Annotated in this window: 21 protein-coding genes; 14 read left to right on the top strand and 7 right to left on the bottom strand. The window is 74.3% G+C overall.

Translation table 11 applies throughout. The features are described 5' to 3' along the window. Positions 1-62 precede the first annotated feature (62 nt). On the top strand, positions 63-509 hold the full coding sequence (locus COO58_RS28310) for a MarR family winged helix-turn-helix transcriptional regulator (protein ID WP_098747972.1): 447 nt from the start codon (positions 63-65) through the stop codon (positions 507-509). Positions 510-587: 78 nt separating this feature from the next. Here COO58_RS28310 and COO58_RS28305 read toward each other — a convergent pair whose 3' ends face one another. Both COO58_RS28305 and COO58_RS28300 read right to left on the bottom strand, forming a co-directional pair. Beyond that, positions 588-1,418: an MBL fold metallo-hydrolase gene (locus tag COO58_RS28305; RefSeq protein WP_098747970.1), complete on the bottom strand. Its 831-nt coding sequence runs from the start codon at positions 1,416-1,418 to the stop codon at positions 588-590. Continuing rightward, positions 1,415-1,819 carry a thioesterase family protein gene (locus COO58_RS28300; protein WP_098747968.1) on the bottom strand — a complete coding sequence of 135 codons (405 nt, stop codon included), beginning with the start codon at positions 1,817-1,819 and terminating at the stop codon, positions 1,415-1,417. Before COO58_RS28300 ends, COO58_RS28305 begins: the two co-directional genes overlap by 4 nt. 127 nt (positions 1,820-1,946) lie before the next feature. Between COO58_RS28300 and COO58_RS28295 the strand changes: the two genes are divergently transcribed. Continuing rightward, complete coding sequence (locus tag COO58_RS28295) at positions 1,947-3,005, top strand: phosphatase PAP2 family protein (protein WP_098747966.1); 1,059 nt, start codon at positions 1,947-1,949, stop codon at positions 3,003-3,005. 89 nt (positions 3,006-3,094) lie between these two features. Here COO58_RS28295 and COO58_RS28290 read toward each other — a convergent pair whose 3' ends face one another. The 3 genes from COO58_RS28290 to COO58_RS28280 form a co-directional block, all read right to left on the bottom strand. Next, complete coding sequence (locus COO58_RS28290; RefSeq protein ID WP_091577250.1) at positions 3,095-4,372, bottom strand: PH domain-containing protein; 1,278 nt, start codon at positions 4,370-4,372, stop codon at positions 3,095-3,097. 326 nt (positions 4,373-4,698) lie between these two features. Then, positions 4,699-5,226, bottom strand: coding sequence for a PH domain-containing protein (locus tag COO58_RS28285; protein ID WP_091573469.1), 528 nt, complete (start codon positions 5,224-5,226; stop codon positions 4,699-4,701). A gap of 52 nt (positions 5,227-5,278) precedes the next feature. After that, entirely contained in the window at positions 5,279-5,506 is a 228-nt protein-coding gene (locus tag COO58_RS28280) for a hypothetical protein (RefSeq protein ID WP_098747965.1), read from the bottom strand. A gap of 239 nt (positions 5,507-5,745) precedes the next feature. On the opposite strand from COO58_RS28280, the gene COO58_RS28275 reads away from it, so the two are divergent. The 7 genes from COO58_RS28275 to COO58_RS28245 all read left to right on the top strand — a co-directional run bounded on the left by COO58_RS28275 (position 5,746) and on the right by COO58_RS28245 (position 12,832). After that, the gene (locus COO58_RS28275; RefSeq protein ID WP_091573471.1) at positions 5,746-6,852 is read left to right on the top strand and encodes a MoxR family ATPase; all 1,107 of its coding nucleotides are present in this window, start codon (positions 5,746-5,748) and stop codon (positions 6,850-6,852) included. Beyond that, positions 6,831-7,823, top strand: coding sequence for a DUF58 domain-containing protein (locus tag COO58_RS28270; RefSeq protein ID WP_176559001.1), 993 nt, complete (start codon positions 6,831-6,833; stop codon positions 7,821-7,823). The genes COO58_RS28275 and COO58_RS28270 overlap by 22 nt, the downstream gene beginning before the upstream one ends. Further along, entirely contained in the window at positions 7,820-8,770 is a 951-nt protein-coding gene (locus tag COO58_RS28265; RefSeq protein WP_091573473.1) for a VWA domain-containing protein, read from the top strand. The genes COO58_RS28270 and COO58_RS28265 overlap by 4 nt, the downstream gene beginning before the upstream one ends. 583 nt (positions 8,771-9,353) lie before the next feature. Continuing rightward, positions 9,354-10,058, top strand: coding sequence for a beta-ketoacyl-ACP reductase (fabG, locus tag COO58_RS28260; protein WP_091573474.1), 705 nt, complete (start codon positions 9,354-9,356; stop codon positions 10,056-10,058). A 24-nt stretch (positions 10,059-10,082) separates the two neighbouring features. Continuing rightward, complete coding sequence (gene fabI, locus COO58_RS28255; protein ID WP_098747963.1) at positions 10,083-10,850, top strand: enoyl-ACP reductase FabI; 768 nt, start codon at positions 10,083-10,085, stop codon at positions 10,848-10,850. Between the two features lie 134 nt (positions 10,851-10,984). Next, entirely contained in the window at positions 10,985-12,016 is a 1,032-nt protein-coding gene (locus tag COO58_RS28250) for a ferrochelatase (RefSeq protein WP_091573476.1), read from the top strand. A gap of 36 nt (positions 12,017-12,052) precedes the next feature. After that, the gene (locus COO58_RS28245; protein WP_091573477.1) at positions 12,053-12,832 is read left to right on the top strand and encodes an HAD-IIA family hydrolase; all 780 of its coding nucleotides are present in this window, start codon (positions 12,053-12,055) and stop codon (positions 12,830-12,832) included. Positions 12,833-12,841: 9 nt separating this feature from the next. On the opposite strand, the gene COO58_RS28240 is transcribed toward COO58_RS28245, so the two are convergent. After that, positions 12,842-13,636, bottom strand: coding sequence for a hypothetical protein (locus COO58_RS28240; protein WP_091573478.1), 795 nt, complete (start codon positions 13,634-13,636; stop codon positions 12,842-12,844). A 161-nt stretch (positions 13,637-13,797) separates the two neighbouring features. On the opposite strand from COO58_RS28240, the gene COO58_RS28235 reads away from it, so the two are divergent. Continuing rightward, complete coding sequence (locus COO58_RS28235; RefSeq protein ID WP_098748003.1) at positions 13,798-14,610, top strand: DUF3097 domain-containing protein; 813 nt, start codon at positions 13,798-13,800, stop codon at positions 14,608-14,610. Between the two features lie 147 nt (positions 14,611-14,757). Here the strand turns inward: COO58_RS28235 and COO58_RS28230 are convergent, their stop codons facing one another. Further along, positions 14,758-16,071 (bottom strand): serine hydrolase, encoded by a 1,314-nt coding sequence (locus COO58_RS28230; protein ID WP_098748001.1) that lies wholly within the window; start codon positions 16,069-16,071, stop codon positions 14,758-14,760. An 88-nt stretch (positions 16,072-16,159) separates the two neighbouring features. Here COO58_RS28230 and COO58_RS28225 point away from each other — a divergent pair, with 88 nt between their 5' ends. The 4 genes from COO58_RS28225 (at position 16,160) to COO58_RS28210 (ending at position 20,984) form a co-directional block, all read left to right on the top strand. Further along, the gene (locus COO58_RS28225; protein ID WP_098747961.1) at positions 16,160-16,633 is read left to right on the top strand and encodes an NfeD family protein; all 474 of its coding nucleotides are present in this window, start codon (positions 16,160-16,162) and stop codon (positions 16,631-16,633) included. 5 nt (positions 16,634-16,638) lie between these two features. Further along, positions 16,639-17,745: an SPFH domain-containing protein gene (locus COO58_RS28220; RefSeq protein WP_091573480.1), complete on the top strand. Its 1,107-nt coding sequence runs from the start codon at positions 16,639-16,641 to the stop codon at positions 17,743-17,745. A gap of 130 nt (positions 17,746-17,875) precedes the next feature. Continuing rightward, on the top strand, positions 17,876-18,679 hold the full coding sequence (locus tag COO58_RS28215; RefSeq protein ID WP_091573481.1) for a hypothetical protein: 804 nt from the start codon (positions 17,876-17,878) through the stop codon (positions 18,677-18,679). Positions 18,680-18,782: 103 nt separating this feature from the next. Beyond that, the gene (locus COO58_RS28210; RefSeq protein WP_098747959.1) at positions 18,783-20,984 is read left to right on the top strand and encodes a transglycosylase domain-containing protein; all 2,202 of its coding nucleotides are present in this window, start codon (positions 18,783-18,785) and stop codon (positions 20,982-20,984) included. Positions 20,985-21,029 lie beyond the last annotated feature (45 nt).

Genomic DNA, 21,029 nt, shown 5'->3' with positions numbered 1-21,029 from the left:
GTGCGTTCCGGGTAACCTTATCTCTGTAGTCAGAACTATTGCGATGTGAAGCAGGTGACTCCGTGGCGACCGACGAGGAGATCGCGCGCTTCGGCGCCGTGCTCGGGGAGCTGCACCGGCTGCTGCGCCGCCGGACCGTCGCCCGCGCCGCCCGGGAGCCACTGCCCGAGGCCCAGGTGGAGCTGCTCCTGCTGGTGCGGGCCGCCCCGGGCATCAGCGGCAAGGAGGTGGCCCGCCGGCTCGGCACCGCGCCGAACACGGTCAGCACGCTGGTGCGCGACCTCACCGACGCCGGGCTGCTGGCCCGCGAGCGCGACCCCGCCGACCGCCGGGTGGTCCGCCTGCACGTCACCGAGGCGGCCCGCCGGCGGATGGCCGACTACGAGGTCCACCGCGCCGCGCTGCTGACCGAGTCCCTCGCCGAGGTGGATCCCGCGGCCCGCTCGGCCGTCCTGGCCGCCGCCCCGCACCTCGACGCGCTGCTCACCGCCCTGCGCAACCGCCCCTGAGGCGCGATCACCGCCGCCGCATCGACCGCTGCCGCGCCGACCGCTGCCGCGCCGACCGCCGCCGCGCCGGCCGCGCGCTCAGGCGGTGCCGTCGAGTTCGGCGTAACCGCGGCGGGCCGCGATCAGGCCGGGCCGGGCCCCGAACGGCGACTCGGCCGCCACCCGCTCCGGCGGGGCGCTGCCGGTGTGCCCGGCCCGGATCAGCCACGCCTGCCGCGCGAGCCGGGCGTGCTGCTCGCGGACGAAGTCCGCGTCGACCGGCTCACCGTGGCCCGGCACCACCACCGTGGCCGGCGTGGTCAGCCGCAGCAGGTCGGCCACCGCGTCCGGCCACTGCAACGGGTACGACTCCTCGAACGCCGGCGGCCCGCTCTGCTCCACCAGGTCACCGGCCACCAGGACGTCCGCGTCCGACACGTGCACCACCAGGTCGGCGTCGGTGTGCCCGTGCCCGGGGTGGCGCAGCAGCACCCGCCGCCCGCCCACGTCCAGCACGGTCTGCTCGTGCACCGCGTGCGTCGGCGTCGCCAGCTCGGTGCGCGCCAGCTCGTCGGCGAGTGCCGGCTGCTCGGCCCGCATCTCCTCGTACGCCGCCCGGCGCAGCGCGTCGGGGTGGTCCCGCAGCACCGCCACCGCCTGGGCGTGCGCGTACACCTCGGTGCCCGGCTCGGCGGCCAGCGTGACGTTGCCGAAGCAGTGGTCGAAGTGGTGGTGGGTGTTGACGATCGTCCACGGGTGCGGGGTCACCGCCCGGGCGGCCGTGGCCAGCTCGCGGGCCTGCCCGGTGGTGGAGAGCGTGTCCACCAGCAGCGCGGCGCCGTCGCCCACCACCAGCACCACGTTGACCCGCAGCAGCGGCTCGCGCAGCAGGTGCACGCCGGCGGCGATCTCCTCGAAGCGTGCGGTCATGACGCGCCGACGGCCCGCTCGACGAAGCGCTGCCGGTCGACCAGCGCCCGCTCGACGCGCCCCTGCGCGGCGACCGTGTGGCCGTCGGTCACGGTCACCTCGAAGACCAGCCGGCGACCGTCGACCTTGACCAGCTCGGCGTGGGCGGACACGGACCGCCCGACCGGGGTGGCCGCGCGGTGCTCCAGCTCGACCCGGACTCCGACGGTGGTGGACCCGGCCGGCATCCGGGGCGCCAGGGCCGCCACCGTGGCCGCCTCGGCCAGCGCCAGCACCCGGGGGGTACCGAGCACCGGCACGTCCCCCGAGCCGAGCGCCCGGGCGGTGTCGGCGTCGGTCACGGTCAGCTCGACGCGGGCGGTCAGGCCCGGCGCGAACGGCGACTCCGGCTGCTCCTGCATGCGGCCGAGCCTAGTGCAGCCGACGGCGGACCGTCCGGCGTCCGGGGCCCCCGCCGACCCCGCTCCGGGCCGGCCCCCCGACGGTCGGCGTCGGTCCGCCGGTCGCCCGCCGTTAACCTTGTCCGCGATGGCCGTGCTGACAGATCCCCCGCCCCCCGCCCCCGCCGGACCGACCGCGTCCCCTGACGGCGGGCGTCGCCGTGTGATCGCGATGACCGTCTGGGGCATCGCCTTCGTGGCCGCGTGGCTCGCCATCGGCCTGCCCACCGACCCGGCGTACGCGTTCCTGTGGATCTGGGCCGGCACGGTCGCCTGGAACTCGGCCCGGCCGTGGCGCAGCCACCTGCGCTTCGCCCGGGACTGGATCCCGGTGGTACTGCTGCTCGCCGCGTACAACCTGTCCCGCGGGTTCGCCGACAACGGCGCCACGCCGCACGCCATGGAGCTGATCGTCGCCGACCGGTTCCTGACCGGGTGGTTCACCGGCGGCGAGGTGCCGACGATCTGGCTCCAGCAGCACCTCTACGACCCGGACCAGGTTCGCTGGTGGGACGTGCTGGTGAGCTGGATCTACTTCTCCCACTTCGTGGCGACGCTCGCCGCGGCCGCCGTGCTGTGGATGCGCAACCGGGGGCGCTGGATCGCGTACATGTCGCGGTGGGGTTTCCTCTGCGCGGCCGGCCTGGTCACCTACTTCGCCTACCCGGCCGCGCCGCCGTGGTGGGCGGCGCAGAACGGGCTGCTCACCGAGGTGGCGCGGATCTCCACCCGGGGGTGGAAGGAGATCGGCATGCACGGCGCGGGCAACCTGCTCAACGCCGGGCAGATCGCCTCCAACCCGGTGGCCGCCATGCCGTCGCTGCACACCGCGTTCGCGCTGTTCGTGGTGCTGTTCTTCCTGCGCTCGGTGCGCAAGCGGTGGTGGCCGCTGATGCTGGCGTACCCGCTGGCCATGACGTTCACCCTGATGTACAGCGGCGAGCACTACCTGATCGACGTGCTGGTCGGCTGGGCGTACGTGGGGATGACGTTCCTGGTCGTCGGCCTGGCCGAGCGCTGGTGGCGGGCCCGACGGTCCCGCCGGGACGGGACCCCGACCGCCGTGACCGGCGTCACCGCGCCCGCCGCCGGCCCGGACGCCACACCCGGGGCCGACCGGGACGCCGTTCCCGCCGAACGTCGCTGACCGTCCTCCGGGCGGCCGGACCGGCGATACGCCTGGAGGGCGGTCAAGAAGGGGCCGGCTCCACCGACTGCGGCACGCAGGCCCTTCCCCTACGCCCCCCGGCGCGCGTGGCGCGCCCGCGCGGTCAGCTCGGCCGCCAACTCCCAGGCGTCGGTCAGGTCCCGGTCGACCGCCGCCGCGCCGGCCCCGCCGGCGGTGTCGGCGTGCACGGTGGCCAGCCGTAGCCGGCGCTGTGCCGGGCCCTGGGTGACCCGCACGCTCTGGATCCGGGCGTACGGGACCAGCGTCAGCCGGCGGGTCAGCAGCCCGGAGCGGGCCACGAAGACCTCGTCGTCGAGGCCGGCGCCGACCGCCGCCCGGCTCAGCGGGCGCAGCCAGCGAGCACGCGGGGGCGGCGGCGTGGCGGGCAACGCCCCCAGCCGTACGCCAGGTAGCACCTCCGCCACGACCAGCTCGCCGGTGCCGGTGTCGCCGACCGGGAGCAGCCGGTCCGGGCGGTTGCGGTCGTCCGGCTCACCGGCCGAGTAGCCGGCCACCTCCAGCCGCAGCCGCAGCCAGCCCCTGACCCGCCAGAGCAGCGGCCAGGTCACCCCGACGGTCTGCACCCGGTGCAGCGGCACGGTCTGCATCCGCGTCTCCAGCAGCCCGTTGTGCACCCGCAGGGTGCCGTCGTCGCGGTCCAGCCGGAAGCTCCAGTCGTCCAGCACCCGGCGGATCGGCTGGAGGAGCACACCGGCCATCGCGGTCAGCGTGCTGGCCACCGCGATGAACGACCAGGAACCCTCGGACAGGAACTGCGCCACCACGAACGCCAGACCGAACGGCAGCAGGAACGCCTGCGGCGTGAGCAGCTGGCTGACCAGCAGGTCCCGGTTGCGCACGGCGTGCAGCCGGCGGCCGGCCGGGGCGGGCGCCGGCGGCGTGGCCGGATCGGCGGGCGCGGACGCCGGCGCGCGACCGGCCACGGCGAGCAGCCGCTGCCGCAGCGCGGTGGCCTCGGCCACGCTGAGATAGGCCAGCGGCGCCTCGGTCTTGCCCCCGCCGACCACCTCCAGCCGCAGCTCCGCCAGGCCGGTGAGCTGGGCCAGCAGCGGTCGGACCACCTCGACCGCCTGCAACCGTTCCAGCGGGATGGCCCGGGTGCGCCGCCACAGCAGCCCCTCGTGCACCCGCAGCTCCCGGCCCACCACGTGGTAGCCGGTGTTCCACCAGCTGATCACCGACAGCACGGTGGCGCCGAGGACGAAGACCGCGACGAGCGCGGCGAACCAGCCGAACCCGACCCGGGACAGCGTCGACCAGGAGAGCCCGGCGATCACCACGACCAGTGACTTCGCGCCGTGCACGGCGGGGCTCAACGGGTGCAGGCGCTGCCGCGGCTCCTCGCCGCCGGCCGGCGGACCCCACGGGCCGGGCGGGGGCGCGGCCGGCGCGGCCCACGGCCCGGCAGCCGGTCGCGGCCCGTATCCCGGTTGCGGCCCGTACCCCGGGTGTTGCGGCCCGTACCCCGGTTGCGGTCCGTGACCGGGCGGTGGTTCGTGGCCGGGCGGTGGTTCGTGGCCCGGCGGCGGGGCGGGCGGGCCGTAGCCGGTCGCGGGCGGCCAGGGGTGTCCGTTCGTCGTCGGCTCCGGACCGGCGGGCCGGTCCTCCCGGGGCGGGGGAGCGCCGCCGGACCCCGGCTCGCTCCGCCCGCTCACAGGCCCTCCGCCCGGTCCTCGCCCAACGCGGTCAACCGGTCCCGCAGCCGGGACGCCTCGGCCGGGCGCAGGCCGGGCACCCGGGCGTCGCTGGCCGCCGCGGCGGTGTGCAGCTGCACCGTGGCCAGGTCGAAGGCGCGCTCCAGCGGACCCGCGCTCACGTCGACGAACTGCATCCGGGAGTACGGCACGATGGAGAGCCGCCGGACCAGCAGCCCGTGCCGGACGAGCAGGTCGTCGTCGCGTTCGGCGTATCCCCAGGCGCGGACCGCGCGCACGATGGTGACCGCGCGCCACGCGGACAGCAGCAGCGCCACGCCGATCGCGGCGCCGAGCAGCCAGTGCCCGGCGACGGCCCAGATCACGCCGAGCACCACCAGCGCCACGGCCAGCAGGATGCCGAGCCGGATCAGCTCCACCCAGATCAGGTCGCGGGAGATCGGCTGCCAGCGGACCGTCTCCGGCCAGGGCTCCAGCGGCCCGGGCGGAGTGGGCGGCGGGCCGGCGCGGTCGGCACCGGTCACCGGGCGGACCCGCCGTGGCGGCGGACGGCGCGTGGTCGGACGGTCTGCTCGTTCACGATTCGAGCGTAGGCGATTCCGGCAGCGGCACCACCTCGCGCAGGAAGCCGCGCGCGTCGAGGAAGTCACCGAGCGAGGCGCGGTGCGCCGCGCAGGCCAGCCAGGTCTTGCGCCGCTCGGGGGCGTGCAGCCGGGGATTGTGCCAGCGCAGCTGGAACACCGCGGGGGCGCGACATCCCCGCGCCGAGCAGATCAGCGCCTGGTCCGGGATGGGAGTCGTCACCGGGGCGAGTCTAGGGCCGCACGCCGGAAGTTTGAGCGCCGGGCGGCCACGGGGGGAGCCGCCCGGCGACGGGGTGAATCGTACACACGCCGGACCCCTTGTTGTCCACCCGTGTTCAGCGTTTTCCGCGCGGTGGGACGGCGCGGCGGAATCGTGCCTCTCCCGCCCTCGGCTCTCAGCTAGGCATGACAGTCTTAACGCGCACCACGCCACGACGACGACCCAGCTGTGGAGGACCGGTGGCCCAGCCGACCACGCCCGACGTGCCGAACCCGACCGAGGCGGCGCCGGACGCGCCGCCGCCGGCGACCACCACGCCGGCGCAGGACGCCACGCTGCTGGAGCGGGCGCTGTTCGAGATCAAACGGGTGATCGTCGGCCAGGACCGGATGGTCGAGCGGATGTTCGTCGCGCTGCTGGCCCGCGGGCACTGCCTGCTGGAGGGCGTGCCCGGGGTGGCCAAGACGCTCGCCGTGGAGACCCTGGCCCGGGTGGTCGGCGGTTCCTTCGCCCGGGTGCAGTTCACCCCGGACCTGGTGCCCGCCGACATCATGGGCACGCGGATCTACCGGCAGTCCAGCGAGAAGTTCGACGTCGAGCTGGGCCCGGTCTTCGTCAACTTCCTGCTCGCCGACGAGATCAACCGCGCGCCGGCCAAGGTCCAGTCGGCGCTGCTGGAGGTGATGAGCGAGCGGCAGGTCTCCATCGGCGGCGAGAGTCACCGGGTGCCCGACCCGTTCCTGGTGATGGCCACCCAGAACCCGATCGAGCAGGAGGGCGTCTACCCGCTGCCCGAGGCGCAGCGGGACCGCTTCCTCATGAAGATCGTGGTGGGTTACCCCACCGACGCCGAGGAGCGCGAGATCGTCTACCGGATGGGCGTGGCGCCACCGGAGCCGACCCGGGTGTTCGACACCCCGGACCTGATCGCCCTGCAGCACAAGGCCGACCAGGTCTTCGTGCACAACGCGCTGGTCGACTACGCGGTCCGGCTGGTGCTCGCCACCCGCGCCCCGGCCGAGCACGGCATGCCCGACGTGGCCCAGCTCATCCAGTACGGCGCCAGCCCGCGTGCCTCGCTCGGCCTGGTCCGGGCCACCCGCGCGCTGGCGCTGCTGCGCGGCCGGGACTACGCCCTGCCGCAGGACGTGCAGGACATCGCGCCGGACATCCTGCGCCACCGGCTGGTGCTCAGCTACGACGCGCTCGCCGACGACGTGCCGGCCGACCACATCGTGCACCGGGTGATGTCGACCATTCCGCTGCCCGCGGTCGCGCCCCGCCAGCAGGCCACGCCACCACCGGTGGCCGTGCCGCACAACGGTTGGCCCGGGCAGCGGCCGTGACCCCGCCCACCCGGCTGCCGGCCACCGGCGACCGCTCGGGCGCCGTGCTGGCCCGGCTGCAGCTCATGGTCACCCGCAAACTGGACGGGCTGCTCCAGGGCGACTACGCCGGCCTGCTGCCCGGCCCGGGCAGCGAGGCGGGGGAGTCCCGGGAGTACCGCCCCGGCGACGACGTCCGCCGGATGGACTGGCCGGTCACCGCCCGCACCACGATGCCGCACGTGCGGCGTACGGTGGCGGACCGCGAGCTGGAGACCTGGCTGGCGGTCGACCTGTCGGCCAGCCTCGACTTCGGCACCGGGCGGTGGCTCAAGCGGGACGTGGCGGTCGCCGCGGTGGCCGCGCTGGCCCACCTCACCGTGCGCGGCGGCAACCGGATCGGCGCGGTGGTCGGCACCGGGGCGCCGGCGACGCCCGGCCGGTGGCGGGGCGGCTCCCCGCCCGCCGGGCCGGGCTCGCTGCACCGGCTGCCCGCCCGGGCCGGGCGGAAGGAGGCGCAGGGCCTGCTGCGGGCGGTCGCCGGCACCGAGATCCAGCCCGGCCGCAGCGACCTCGGCGCGCTGGTGGACATGCTCAACCGGCCGCCGCGCCGGCGGGGCGTCGCGGTGGTGATCTCCGACTTCCTGTCCCCGCCGCAGCAGTGGGGTCGCCCGCTGCGCAAGCTGCGGGTCCGGCACGACGTGCTGGCCGTCGAGATCGTCGACCCGCGTGAACTGGAACTGCCCGACGTGGGCGTGCTGCCGGTCGTCGACCCGGAGAGCGGGGAGCTGCACGAGGTGCAGACCGCCGACCCGGGGCTGCGCCGCCGCTACGCCGAGGCGGCGGCCGCCCAGCGCGGGGCGATCGCCGCCGAGCTGCGCGCCGCCGGCGCGGCCCACCTGCGCCTGCGTACCGACCGAGACTGGCTGCTGGACATGGTGCGTTTCGTCGCCGCGCAGCGGCACGCCCGTACCCGAGGGACGACCCGATGATCCGATTTCTGCAACCGTGGTGGCTGCTGGCCGTGCTGCCGGTGCTCGCCCTCGCCGCCGCGTACGTCTGGCGGCAGCTGCACCGCCGGCAGTACGCGTTGCGCTTCACCAACGTGGACCTGCTGCGCACGCTCGCGCCCAAGGGGCTCGGCTGGCGGCGGCACGCCGCGGCCACCGCGTTCCTGCTCTGCCTGCTGGTGCTGGCCACCGGGCTGGCCCGGCCGGCGATCGACACCCGGGAGCCGCTGGAACGGGCCACCGTGATGCTCGCCATCGACGTGTCGCTGTCCATGCAGGCCGACGACGTGGCGCCGAACCGACTGGAGGCCGCGCAGGAGGCCGCGAAGCAGTTCGTCGGGGAGCTGCCGGAGAGCTACAACCTGGGGCTGGTCTCGTTCGCCAAGTCGGCCAACGTGCTGGTGCCGCCGACCAAGGACCGGGGCGCGGTGACCACCGCCATCGACGGGCTGGTGCTGGCCGAGGCCACCGCCACCGGTGAGGCGGTCTTCACCTGCCTGGAGGCGATCCGGTCGGTGCCGGCCGACGGCGCCGCCGGCATCCCGCCCGCCCGGATCGTGCTGCTCTCCGACGGCTACCGCACGTCGGGCCGGTCGGTGGAGGAGGCGGCCGCGGCGGCGCAGGCGGCGAACGTGCCGGTCTCCACCATCGCCTTCGGCACCGACTCGGGCCAGGTCGACATCGGCGGCCAGCTCCAGCGGGTGCCGGTGGACCGCAGCGCGCTCTCCCAACTGGCGGAGACGACCCAGGGCTTCTTCTACGAGGCCGCGTCGGTGAGCGAGCTGAAACAGGTCTACCAGGACATGGGCAGCTCGATCGGCTACCGCACCGAGCCCCGCGAGATCACCCAGTGGTACGCGGGGATCGCGTTGCTCCTGGCGCTCTGCGCCGGTGGGCTGAGCCTGCTCTGGACGTCCCGCCTGATCTGAGCCGGGCGCGGGTCGGCGGCGGTCAGTGACCGCCGCCGGCCAGCACGAACAGGACGGCCACCCAGACGGCGGCGAGGGTGAAGCCCAGCGGGGCGGCGTAACGGCTCATGATTGTGCTCCGTGGCGACGGTCGGCCCGGTGACGCGGGCCGCAGGGTGGACCGGGAGGGACGCACACGAAGTCGTGACCGGGTGCTCCGCCGCGCGGCAGGGCCGATCCCGGCGCGGGCCGGGGAGCGGATGCGGTGCGGGGGGCGGGAAGCGGGTCAGCCGCGTCGACCGAGCCGTGGCTCAGCGGGGCTGACGGTGGGCCCGGCCACGACTGGGAGGATCGCTATCTCGCACAGCGATCACCTCCTGCGTTCGGCGGGGCCCGGAGCGCGGGCGCAGAACGGCCCGCAGACGCGATCATCGTACACCGGGGGTGGGTCGGGCGCGCGCTCGGCCGACCGGCCCCGGGTGACCCCCGCCGAGCGGTGGATGCCCGCCGGCCGCGCGCGCCGCTGACCTGGTCGGGTTAGCGCTTACCTGTCGGTAACCCCTAGGCTCCGACCGACCGAGAGATCAGGAGCAGAGGGGGACCCGTGGCCCGTACCGTGCTGGTGACCGGCGGAAACCGGGGGATCGGCCTGGCCATCGCGCAGGCCTTCGCCAAGCAGGGCGACCGGGTGGCGGTGACCTACCGCAGCGGCGAGGCTCCCGAGGGGTTCTTCGGGGTGCGCTGCGACGTGACCGAGGCCGACTCCGTCGACGCCGCGTTCGCCGCCGTCGAGGCCGAGCTGGGCCCGGTCGAGGTGCTGGTCGCCAACGCCGGCATCACCGACGACACGCTGATCATGCGGATGTCCGACGAGCAGTTCACCCGGGTGGTGGAGACGAACCTGACCGGCTCGTTCCGGGTCGCCAAGCGGGCCTCCACGAAGATGCTCCGGGCCAGGTGGGGCCGGATGATCTTCATCTCCTCGGTGGTCGGCCTCTACGGCGGCGCCGGTCAGGTCAACTACGCCGCGAGCAAGGCCGGCCTGGTGGGCGTGGCCCGCTCCATCACGCGCGAGCTGGGCAGCCGCAACATCACCGCGAACGTGGTGGCGCCCGGCTTCATCGACACCGACATGACCGCGGCGCTGCCCGAGGAGCGCCGCACCGAATACCGCAAGGCCATCCCGGCCGGCCGGTTCGCCGAGCCGGAGGAGGTGGCCGCCGTGGTCACCTGGCTGGCCTCGGACGCGGCCGGCTACATCTCCGGCGCCGTCATCCCGGTCGACGGCGGCCTGGGCATGGGTCACTGAGAGAGAGCACGGAGGAACTGCGCAATGTCCGGACTCCTGGCCGGTAAGCGGCTGCTGGTCACCGGCGTCATCACCGACGCCTCGATCGCCTTCTCCGTGGCGAAGCTCGCCCAGGAGAACGGCGCCCAGGTCGTGCTCACCGGCTACGGTCGGCTCTCCCTGGTGGAGCGGATCGCCAAGCGCCTGCCCGAGCCGGCCCCGGTGATCGAGCTGGACGTCACGAACGACGAGCACCTCGCCGGTCTGACCGACCGGGTACGCGAGCACGTCGACGGCCTGGACGGGGTGGTGCACTCGATCGGGTTCGCCCCGCAGAGCTGCCTCGGCGGCGGCTTCCTCGACGCGCCGTGGGCGGACGTGGCGACCGCGCTCCAGGTCTCCACCTACTCCTACAAGTCCCTCGCCATGGCGGCGCTGCCGCTGATGTCCTCCGGCGGCTCGGTGGTGGGCCTCACGTTCGACGCGACCAAGGCCTGGCCGGTCTACGACTGGATGGGCGTGGCCAAGGCCGGCCTGGAGTCCGCCTCCCGCTACCTGGCGCTGCACCTGGGCAAGCAGGGCATCCGCAGCAACCTGGTGGCCGCCGGGCCGCTGCGCACCATCGCGGCCAAGTCGATCCCCGGGTTCGACCAGTTCGAGGAGGCGTGGGCCCAGCGGGCCCCGCTGGGCTGGGACCTCACCGACCAGGAGCCGGCCGCGCGGGCCTGCCTGGCGCTGCTCTCCGACTGGTTCCCGGCCACCACCGGCGAGATCGTGCACGTCGACGGCGGCTACCACGCCATCGGCGCCTGAGGTGTAAGGAGGGGCCCCTTGTTAACGCATTCTGCATAACAAGGGGCCCCTCCTGACATTGCCCGCTCGGGCGTTACCGCCATGAGCCGGGGGCGTCGCACGAGCGTCACGGCGGGCGGGGAAGAATAGGGGCCATGGCGTACGACGCGTTGGTGCTGGTCTCCTTCGGTGGTCCCGAGCGGCCCGAGGACGTGCTCCCCTTCCTGCAGAACGTCACCCGGGGGCGGGGCGTGCCGCCGGAGCGGCTGGCCGAGGTGGCCGAGCACTACCTGCACTTCGGTGGGGTGTCCCCGATCAACCAGCAGTGCCGCGACCTGCTCGCGGCGATCCGGGAGGACTTCGCCGCCAACGGCGTCGACCTGCCGGTCTACTGGGGCAACCGCAACTGGGACCCGATGCTCGCCGACACGGTGGCGCGGATGCGCGACGACGGGGTCACCCGGGCGCTGGCGTTCGTCACCAGCGCCTACGGCGGCTACTCCTCCTGCCGGCAGTACCAGGAGGACATCGCCTCGGCGCGGGCCGCGGTCGGCCCGGACGCCCCGCTGATCGAGAAGCTGCGCCAGTTCTGGGACCACCCGGGCTTCGTCGAGCCGCACGCCGACGCGGTCCGCGCCGCGCTCGCCCAGCTCGACCCCGCGAAGCGGGACAGCACCCGGCTGGTCTTCACCGCGCACTCGATCCCGGCCTCGGCGGCCGCCACCGCCGGCCCGCACGGCGGCCGGTACACCGCCCAGTTGGAGGAGACCGCCCGGCTGGTGCACGCCGCCGCGGCCCCGGACCTGCCCTACGACCTGGTCTGGCAGAGCCGGTCCGGCCCGCCTCAGGTGCCGTGGCTGGAGCCGGACATCAACGACCACCTGACCAGCCTGGCCGAGCAGGGCGTGACCGGCGTGGTGGTGAGCCCGATCGGCTTCGTCTCCGACCACCTGGAGGTGGTCTGGGACCTGGACACCGAGGCGCTGGAGACGGCCAAGCAGCTCGGCCTGGACTTCGTCCGCGCCGGCACGCCGGGCACCGACCCACGGTTCGTGGCGATGGTCCGCGAGCTGGTCGCGGAGCGCACCGCCCCCGACGGGGAGCGGCTGCGCCGCCGCCTCGGCGAGCTGCCGGCCTGGGACACCTGCCCGGCGCTGTGCTGCGTGCCCGCGGCCCGCCGGCCCTGAGCCCAACCGACCACCGACACCCCTGGGGACGACACGATGCATGACCGCAAGCCGGTGCAGAGCTGGCTCACCGACATGGACGGCGTGCTGGTGCACGAGGGGCAGCCGGTGCCCGGCGCCCCGGAGTTCGTCCAGAAGCTGCGCGCCTCCGGCAAGCCGTTCCTGGTGCTGACGAACAACTCCATCTACACCCCGCGCGACCTCCAGGCCCGGCTGGCCCGGATGGGGCTGGACGTGCCGGAGGAGGCGATCTGGTCGTCCGCGCTGGCCACCGCGCAGTTCCTGGCCGACCAACGGCCGGGCGGCACCGCGTACGTGATCGGTGAGGCCGGCCTGACCACGGCGCTGCACGCCGTGGGCTACGTGCTCAGCGACTTCGCCCCGGACTACGTGGTGCTGGGGGAGACCCGCACCTACAGCTTCGAGGCGATAACCAAGGCGATCCGGCTGATCAACGACGGCGCCCGGTTCATCTGCACCAACCCGGACGCCACCGGCCCGTCGGTCGAGGGCGCGCTGCCGGCGGCCGGCTCGGTGGCCGCGATGATCTCCAAGGCGACCGGGGTGGATCCCTACTTCGTCGGCAAGCCGAATCCGATGATGATGCGCTCGGCGTTGAACACCATCGACGCGCACTCGGAGTCCACCGCGATGATCGGTGACCGGATGGACACCGACATCCTCTGCGGCCTGGAGGCCGGGCTGGAGACGATCCTGGTGCTCACCGGCATCAGCAGCCGGGTCGAGGCGGAGCGCTACCCCTACCGGCCGTCCCGGATCGTCGACTCGGTGGCCGACCTCATCGACGAGATCTGAGCCGGGGCGTCACAGCCGCAGCGGGGCGTTGCAGGCGGCCACCAGGGCCTGTCGGCAGGCGGTGGTCAGCGGCCGCAGCGCCGCGTCCCGCTGCTGGGCCTCGAACGTGTTCACCGCGCCGCCGGGGGCGCTCTCTCCGGCCAGGGCGAGCACCCGGTCCAGCACGGCCGCGCGGGCGAACAGCCGGCGCGCCCGCGGGTCGAAGCCCGGGGGAAGGTCGGTGGTGCCGTCGGGGCGGCGCAGCGCGGCGAGCGCGCCGGCCAGCTCCGGGCGCCACTGGGCGACGTCCAGCCGGGTCAGCGCCGCGGTCGTCTCGGCCAGCGCGGCGGCCAGCTCCGCCTCCGCCTCGGCCGCGCCGGGCGAGGTGAGCGACGCCTTCGGCGCGTCGGCGGGCAGCGGGTGCACCCGCCAGAGCACCGTCTCCCAGGTCATGCCCGAGCCGGAGGTGTGGGTGCGGACCTCCGGCACCAGCCCGAGCCCGCTGGCCACCACGGCCTCGCCGGCGAGCAGGGCCGCGCCGGTGAAGTCGCCGGGGCCGGGCAGGCCGCGCGGGTCGCCGGGCGCGGGCAGCACCAGGCGGATCTCGTCCGGGGAGTGCCGGGCCAGGCTGGGCAGCGCCTCCCGCAGGGACACGTCGGTCCAGGTGCCGGGCGCGTCCGCGACCAGATGCTCCTCGTCGCCGGCGATGGCGTCGGCGACCTCGTCGAAGGGCACCAGACCGGCGCGCCAGGCACGTACCCAGGCGACGAACCGGCTCGACCGGCGCGGAGCCAGCGTGGCCGCGCCCGTTGCGGGGGAGGACATGCGGAAAGGGTACGTGCTCCCCGCCGCCGCTGTCTCGGCTGCCGCTCCGGCGGCGTGACCTGCCCCCAACTACCCCCTTCGCACCGTTTCGTGTCGCCCGGTGGCGTCACGGTCGGCGCGTCGGCGAGCGACACGCCGGGCCGGTGGTTAGCGTGATCGTCATGGCGGGGCGATACGACGGGGACGTGCTGGCGGGCGACTGGCGGCGACGGAAGGCGATCCCGGAGGTCGACGCCGAACCCGACCTGGTGGTCGAGGACGCCGACTCCGGGTTCTGCGGCGCGGTGGTCGGCTTCGAGTCCGGCGCCGTGGTGCTGGAGGACCGGCACGGGCGGCGGCGCAACTTCCCGCTGCTGCCCGCCGCGTTCCTGCTCGACGGCCGCCCGGTCACCCTGCGCCGGCCGGCCCGCGCGCCGGTGCCGGCCGCCCGGCGGCGCACCGCGTCCGGCTCGATCGCGCTGGACGGCGTACGGGCGCAGGTCGCCAAGGCCAGCCGGATCTGGGTGGAGGGCGTGCACGACGCCGCGCTGGTGGAGCGGATCTGGGGCGACGACCTGCGGATCGAGGGCGTGGTGGTGGAGCCGCTCGACGGCATCGACGACCTCCCCGCGGAGGTGCGCGCGTTCGCGCCCGGCCCGGATCGGCGGCTCGGCGTGCTGGTCGACCACCTGGTGGCCGGCTCCAAGGAGAGTCGGATCGTGGCGCGGGTGGACTCGCCGTACGTGCTGGTCACCGGGCACCCCTACGTCGACGTGTGGCAGGCGGTGCGGCCGGCGGCGCTGGGCATCGCGGCGTGGCCGGTGGTGCCGCCCGGCCGGCCGTGGAAGGAGGGCGTCTGCGCCGCGCTCGGGGTGGCCGAGCCGGCGGACATGTGGCGGCACATCCTGTCCCGGGTGGACAGTTTCGCCGACGTCGAGACGCCGCTCATCAACGCCATGGAGCGGTTGATCGACTTCGTGACCTCGCCTGCGTAGTGGTTTCAGTGCTGCCGTCGACCACGAGACCGTGGCCCAGCCGGCCCGATCCCCGCCCCGCCCTCCCTGCTCCGTGATCAAGGAGTTCACGCCCGCCTGGAGATCCACACCGACCCAAACCCCTTGATCACCGCCCTCGCGGGTGGGTCAGGGGGTCTGGTGGGGGGTGCGGGTCAGGACGAAGGTGGCGATGTCGAGGGCGACCGCCGTTCCGGTCTCGTCGCGGATGACGGTGAGGATCTCGCCGTGCTGGGAGCCGGCGTGGCCGCGCCAGCGGTCCGGTCCCTCCGGGGTGAAGCGCAGCGGCGCCCGCCCCGCCGGACCGCCCACCAGGTCGCCGGCGGCGTCGACGTGGAACTCGTGCGCCAGGCCCATCCACCACCAGTGACCGGTCAGCTCGGCCGCCTCGGCGCCGGGCGGCGGGGCCGGGCGCCACGGGGCGGGCAGCGGCGGCTCGGCGTCGAGCACGTGGGTGAGCACGTCGCGGCCCAGCCCGGAGACGTGGTGCCCGCCGCGCAGGCCGTACGAGTTGGCGAAGTCGACCACGGCGGTGCCGGTGGGCCGGTGCACGGTCAGGCCGGCGACGTAGCCGGGCATGGAGCCGCCGTGGCCCACGTAGACCCGGTCGCCGACCCGGTAGAGCTCCACGCCGAGGCCGTGCCCGCCGGTCCAGGAGTCCAGGTCGCTGATCGACACCGGCGCGCACATCTCGGTCAGGGTGGTGGGATCGAGCAGCCCCGGGTCCGGGTCGGCCAGGAACGTCGCCCAGCGGGCCAGGTCCGCGACGGTGGACCAGAGCTGCCCGGCCGGCGCCATCGCCCCGGTGTCGGTGCGCGGCTCCTCCCGCAGCGTGTCGTGCCAGGGGTGCACGACGTAGCCCGGGGCGTACGGCTCGGTCGGGTGGTAGGTGGTGCGGCGCATGCCGAGCGGCTCCAGCAGCCGCTCCCGCACCAGGTCCGCCCAGGGCGTGCCGGTGATCCGCTCCAACGCGCCGCCGAGCAGCCCGTACGCCAGGTTCGAGTAGTGATAGACGCGGTGCGGCGGGTGGGCGATCTTCGCCGGCGTCAGACCGGCGAGCAGCGTGTCCAGGTCGGCGCCCTCGGCGCGTTCCCACCAGTGGCCGTCCGGCTCGCGTTGCAGGCCGCTGGCGTGCCCGAGCAGCTGGCGCACGGTGAGCGCGCCGACCGGGGTGCCGGGCAGGTGGGTGTCGAGTGGGTCGTCCAGCGCCAGTCGCCCGGCGTCGCGTTGCTGCATCACCAGCACGGCGGTCATGGTCTTGGTGATCGAGCCGATGCGGTACTGCAGGTCGCCGTCCGGGCGGGGCTGCTCGCCGGCGACCGCCAGGTGTGCCAGCCCGCCGTCGCGGACCACGCCGAGGGCGAGCGACGGGGCGTGCCCCTCGGCCTGGGCCCGGGCGACCAGCAGGTCCACCCGGCGTGCGGTCTCGGGCAGCAGAGCCATCTCGTCCTCCTCGTCGGCGGGCACTGGGCCGAGCCTAGCGATCATGACAGTTCGATGACACGTGCGTTGACGTGTCACGATTGGTCTCGTGGACGCCGTGTTCTGGATCGTGCTGGGTGTGGTGCTGGCGGTCGCCGAGATCTTCACGACGACGCTTTTCCTGATCATGTTCGGCGTCGGCGCATTCGCCGCCGCCGGCGCCGCGGCGCTGGGCGCGCCGGTGGCGCTCCAGGCGGTGATCTTCGCCGTGGTCTCGGCGCTGTCGGTGGCGGTGGCGCGGCCGGTGATCCGCCGCAACGCCCGCTCGGCGCTGGAGACCGGCGAGCAGCCGTTCGGGGTCGAGGCGATCGAGGGGTCGAGCGCGGTGGTCCTGGAGCCGGTGGACGCCGACCACGGGATGGTCAAGATCGATGGTGAGCTGTGGACGGCCCGGTCGTACGACGCGACGCAACGCTACGCGCCGGGTGAGCGTGTGCAGGTGATAAAGGTCCGGGGCGCGACCGCCCTGGTCTGGCAGGACGACATTTCCGCCCCGGGCGAGCTGCCCGAAGCGAGAGGGTGAACCATATGGAGTTTGCAGCGATCCTGTTGATCGCCGTGGCGGTCATCGTGGTGGTGACGCTGGCCAAGGCGGTGCGGATCGTGCCGCAGCAGCGTCAGGACGTGGTGGAGCGGCTCGGTAAGTACAAGCGGACGCTGAACCCGGGTCTCAACCTGTTGGTGCCGTTCGTGGACGCGGTGCGCACCAAGGTCGACCTGCGCGAGCAGGTGGTCAGCTTCCCGCCCCAGCCGGTGATCACCTCGGACAACCTGGTCGTCTCGATCGACACCGTCCTCTACTTCAAGGTGGTCGACTCGGTCCGGGCCACCTACGAGATCTCCAACTTCCTCCAGGCGATCGAGCAGCTCACCGTCACCACGCTGCGTAACGTGATCGGCTCGCTGGACCTGGAGCGCGCGCTGACCAGCCGCGAGGAGATCAACCGGCACCTGTCCGGCGTGCTGGACGAGACCACCGGCCGCTGGGGCATCAAGGTGACCCGGGTCGAGATCAAGGCGATCGAGCCGCCGCCGAGCATCCGTGACTCGATGGAGAAGCAGATGCGAGCCGAGCGGGACCGCCGCGCCGCCATCCTCAACGCCGAGGGGCACAAGCAGTCGCAGATCCTCACCGCCGAGGGTGAGAAGCAGGCCGCGGTGCTGCGCGCCGACGGTGACCGGCAGGCCAGGATCCTCCAGGCCGAGGGTCAGGCCAAGGCCATCCGCACCGTCTTCGACGCGATCCACACCGCCAACCCGAGCCAGAAGGTGCTGGCCTACCAATACCTCCAGGCGCTGCCGCAGATCGCCAACGGCACGGCCAACAAGGTGTGGATCGTCCCGACCGAGCTGACCAAGGCCCTGGAGGGCATGGGCGGCGCGCTGGGCGGCCTGGCCAACATGGCCGGCGACGCGCCGGCGCCGGGGGCCAGCCAGACCGCCGGCGAGGTCGAGCGGGAGGCCGCCGAGGCGGCCCAGGCCGCGGCCGTCGCGGCCCAGGAGATCCACGACGAGGTACGCGTCGCGGAGGCGCAGGCCACCGGTGGCAACGCCCCCCAGGGCCTGCCGGCCCCGGAGCCGGTCTCCCCGGCGAGCCTGCTCAACGACCCGTCGGACCAGCGCGAGCGGGGCTGACCGGCAAATCCGAGAATCGCTCATACGGCGCTCCGGCGCCTGCCACCATCGGTGCAGAGGACGGATGGTGACCAGGCCCGGAGCGCCGTTTGCGTGTCCCGGGCGGCCCGTGGCGCGAGCGAGGTGACGCATGAAGGAACCGGCGAACCGGCTCTTCTCCCGGACCCCGGTCCCCGGCGCGCACGATCCCGGTGGACCGCTCGGCTCGCGGCGTACCGGGGGTGGGTTCGGGGTCCTGCCGTTCGTCTCCGAGCCGGGGCGGGGCGCGCCGGCCACGGACGCGAGCTGGGCCTGGTCGGTACGCCGGTTCGCCCGCGCGGCGGTCTGGCTGCTGCCCGCGTACGCGGTCCTCTACGGCGTGGTGGCGATGGCCAGCGACGGCGGGGTGGGCAACGACCCCTACCCGGCCGACGGGCAGCCGCTCTACCTGGTCGGCTGGGTGGCGTCGGTCTGGCTCGGGCTGCTAGCCCTGCTCGCGCTCACCGGCCTGCTCGCCGCCACCCGCTGCCGCCGGATCGCGCTGGCCGGGCTGCTGGCCAGCATCGGCGGGATGGTGCTGATGCTGCCGTTCGCCGGGCTGGCCGAGCAGACGCCGGTGTTCGGGCTGACCGCGCGCGGCATCGTGCTGTTCGGGGCGACCTGCTACAGCGTGGGGTGGTTCCTCACCGGCTGGTCGGTGGCCCGCTCGGGGATGTTCTCCTACGGCGACGGCACCATGCTGATGATCGCCGCTCCGCTGCTCGGTCTGGGCGGCGCGTTGATCGGTTCGCTCCAGACGTTCGGGGCGATCTTCGTGCTGGTCGCCGGCATCGGCATCGGCTACCGCTCGGGTCGCCTCGTCCCGGAGACGATCGCCCGGGACGCGGCCACCGCCAGCGTCGCCGCCGCCCCGGCCGCGCCCTCGTCACCGGACGGCCCGCTTGCCGCCGGATGACCGGTTCGGCGCGGGCGGCGGAAGCTGAGCGGTTGCCGTGAGGTAACTGACAGTTGCCTGGCGAAGTGGCCGGTAGGCGGCTTTCGCGGCAATCCTGGAGCCCATGCCGTCTCCCCGGTCGCCGCTGTCGCGGCTCCTCACCGTGCTGCTCGCCGGCGTGCTCGCCGGGCTCGTCCTCGCGCTGGCCGCGCTGCCGACCGGCCTGCTCGGCGGGCTCGTCGCCAAGGCGAGCCTCGGGGCGTACGAGGAACTGCCCGACGCGCTGCGCACCCCGGTCCAGCCGCAGCGCTCCTACCTCTACGCGAACGACGGCAAGACCCTGATCACCACGTTCTACGACGTGAACCGCACCGACGTGCCGCTGGCCGAGATCGCCCCGGTGATGCGGCAGGCGATCGTCGCGGCCGAGGACCGGCGGTTCTACTCGCACGGCGGCGCCGACCTGCGCGGCATCGCCCGCGCGCTGGTCGCCAACGTCAAGGGCGGCGGCACCGAGCAGGGCGGCTCCACGCTGACCATGCAGTACGTCCGCAACGTGCTCAAGACCGACCCGACCCGCACGGCCGAGGAGCGGCAGGCGGCCACCGAGCAGACCGTCGGGCGCAAGCTCCAGGAGATCCGGTACGCGAACGCGCTGGAGCAGTCGCTGAGCAAGGATGAGATCCTCAACCGCTACCTCAACATCGCGTACTTCGGCTCCGGCGCGTACGGGGTGGCCGCCGCCGCCCAGCGCTACTTCGGCAAGGCCCCGGCCGACCTGACGCTCGGCGAGGCGGCGCTGCTCGCCGGCCTGGTCCAGTCGCCGGACGCGTACAGCCCGATCGACGGCGACAAGAACCAGGCCACGGCCCGCCGGGCGTACGTGCTGGACTCGATGGCGGAGACCGGCGCGATCACCGCGCAGCAGGCGGCGGCGGCCAAGGCCGCGCCGCTCACCCTGCGCCCGACCGCCCAGCCCAACGGCTGCACCGCGACCGCGCAGGGCCGCGACGACTGGGGCTTCTTCTGCGACTACCTGCGCCAGTGGTGGCTCACCCAGCCGGCGTTCGGCAGCACCCCGGAGGAGCGGGAGCAGGCGCTGCGCCGCGGCGGCTACCGGGTGACCACCACGCTCGATGCCAAGGTCCAGCAGACCGCGCAGCAGCAGGCCACCAAGGTCTACGGGTACGACGACAAGCGCGCGCTGCCGATCGCGGCGGTCGAGCCGGGCACCGGCCGGGTGCTTGCCATGGCGGTCAACCGGCACTACAGCCTGGCCGACAACCCGGCCGGGCAGGCCAACCACCCGAACACGGTCAACCCGCTGATCTCCGGTGGCGCCAGCGTCGACGGCTACCAGGCCGGCTCGACGTTCAAGCTGTTCACCATGCTGGCCGCGTTGGAGGCCGGCAAGCCGCTGGCGACCGGTTTCGACGCCCCGAGCAAGCTGCCCACCCGCTACGCCTCCGACGACGAGGGCAACTGCGACGGCACGTGGTGCCCGGCCAACGCCAACCCGGAGTGGATGGACGGCTACCGGATGATGTGGGACGGCTTCGGCCGCTCCGTCAACACGTACTTCGTCTGGCTCGCCGAGCAGGTCGGCGAGGACAAGGTGGTGGAGATGGCGCAGCGTCTCGGCATCACCTTCCGGGCCGACTCGGATGCCGCGTTCGCCCGGAACGACGCCGCGGACTGGGGCGCGTTCACCCTCGGCGTGGCCGCCACCACGCCGCTGGACCTGGCCAACGCGTACGCGACGGTGGCCGCCGAGGGCACGTACTGCTCCCCGCTGCCGGTGGTCTCGGTGACCGCGCCGGACGGCGGGAAGGTCGACGTCGGGCAGCCGAACTGCAAGAAGGTGCTGGAGCCGGACGTGGCCCGGGCGGCCACCGACGCGGCCCGCTGCCCGGTGGGCCAGCAGTCGGCGTACGGGCAGTGCAACGGCGGCACCGCCACCGGCGTCGACCGGATCGTGGACCGTCCGGTGGCCGGCAAGACCGGCAGCTCGGAGCGGAACGCCACCGAGACGTTCGTCGGGTTCACCCCGCAGGTCGCCGTCGCCGGCATCGCGGCCAACCCGGACGACTCCACCGACCTGGTCGGCTCCGCCGTGCAGGCGAAGGTGATCGACGCGGTGGCCCGGACCATCAAGGCGGCCGTCGCCGGCAAGCCGGTGCGCGACTTCACCGCGCCCAGCCGGGAACTGGCCGGTGAACCGCGGCGCCCGCAGCCGCGCGAGGAACCCCAGCGTCCCACCCCGCGCGACGAGAACCGCGACAACCTCCCGTCGGACCTGCTCCGCTGGCTCCAGGGCCGCGGCTAGCGGTCAGGCGGGTTCCCGCCGCTCACCGCGTCCGGTAGCGGCGGG

The sequence above is a fragment of the Micromonospora sp. WMMA1996 genome, from assembly GCF_002573675.1.
Classification (GTDB): domain Bacteria; phylum Actinomycetota; class Actinomycetes; order Mycobacteriales; family Micromonosporaceae; genus Micromonospora; species Micromonospora sediminicola.
The sequence above is the reverse complement of the archived record's forward strand: the minus strand, read 5'-3'. Positions and strand labels throughout refer to the sequence as shown.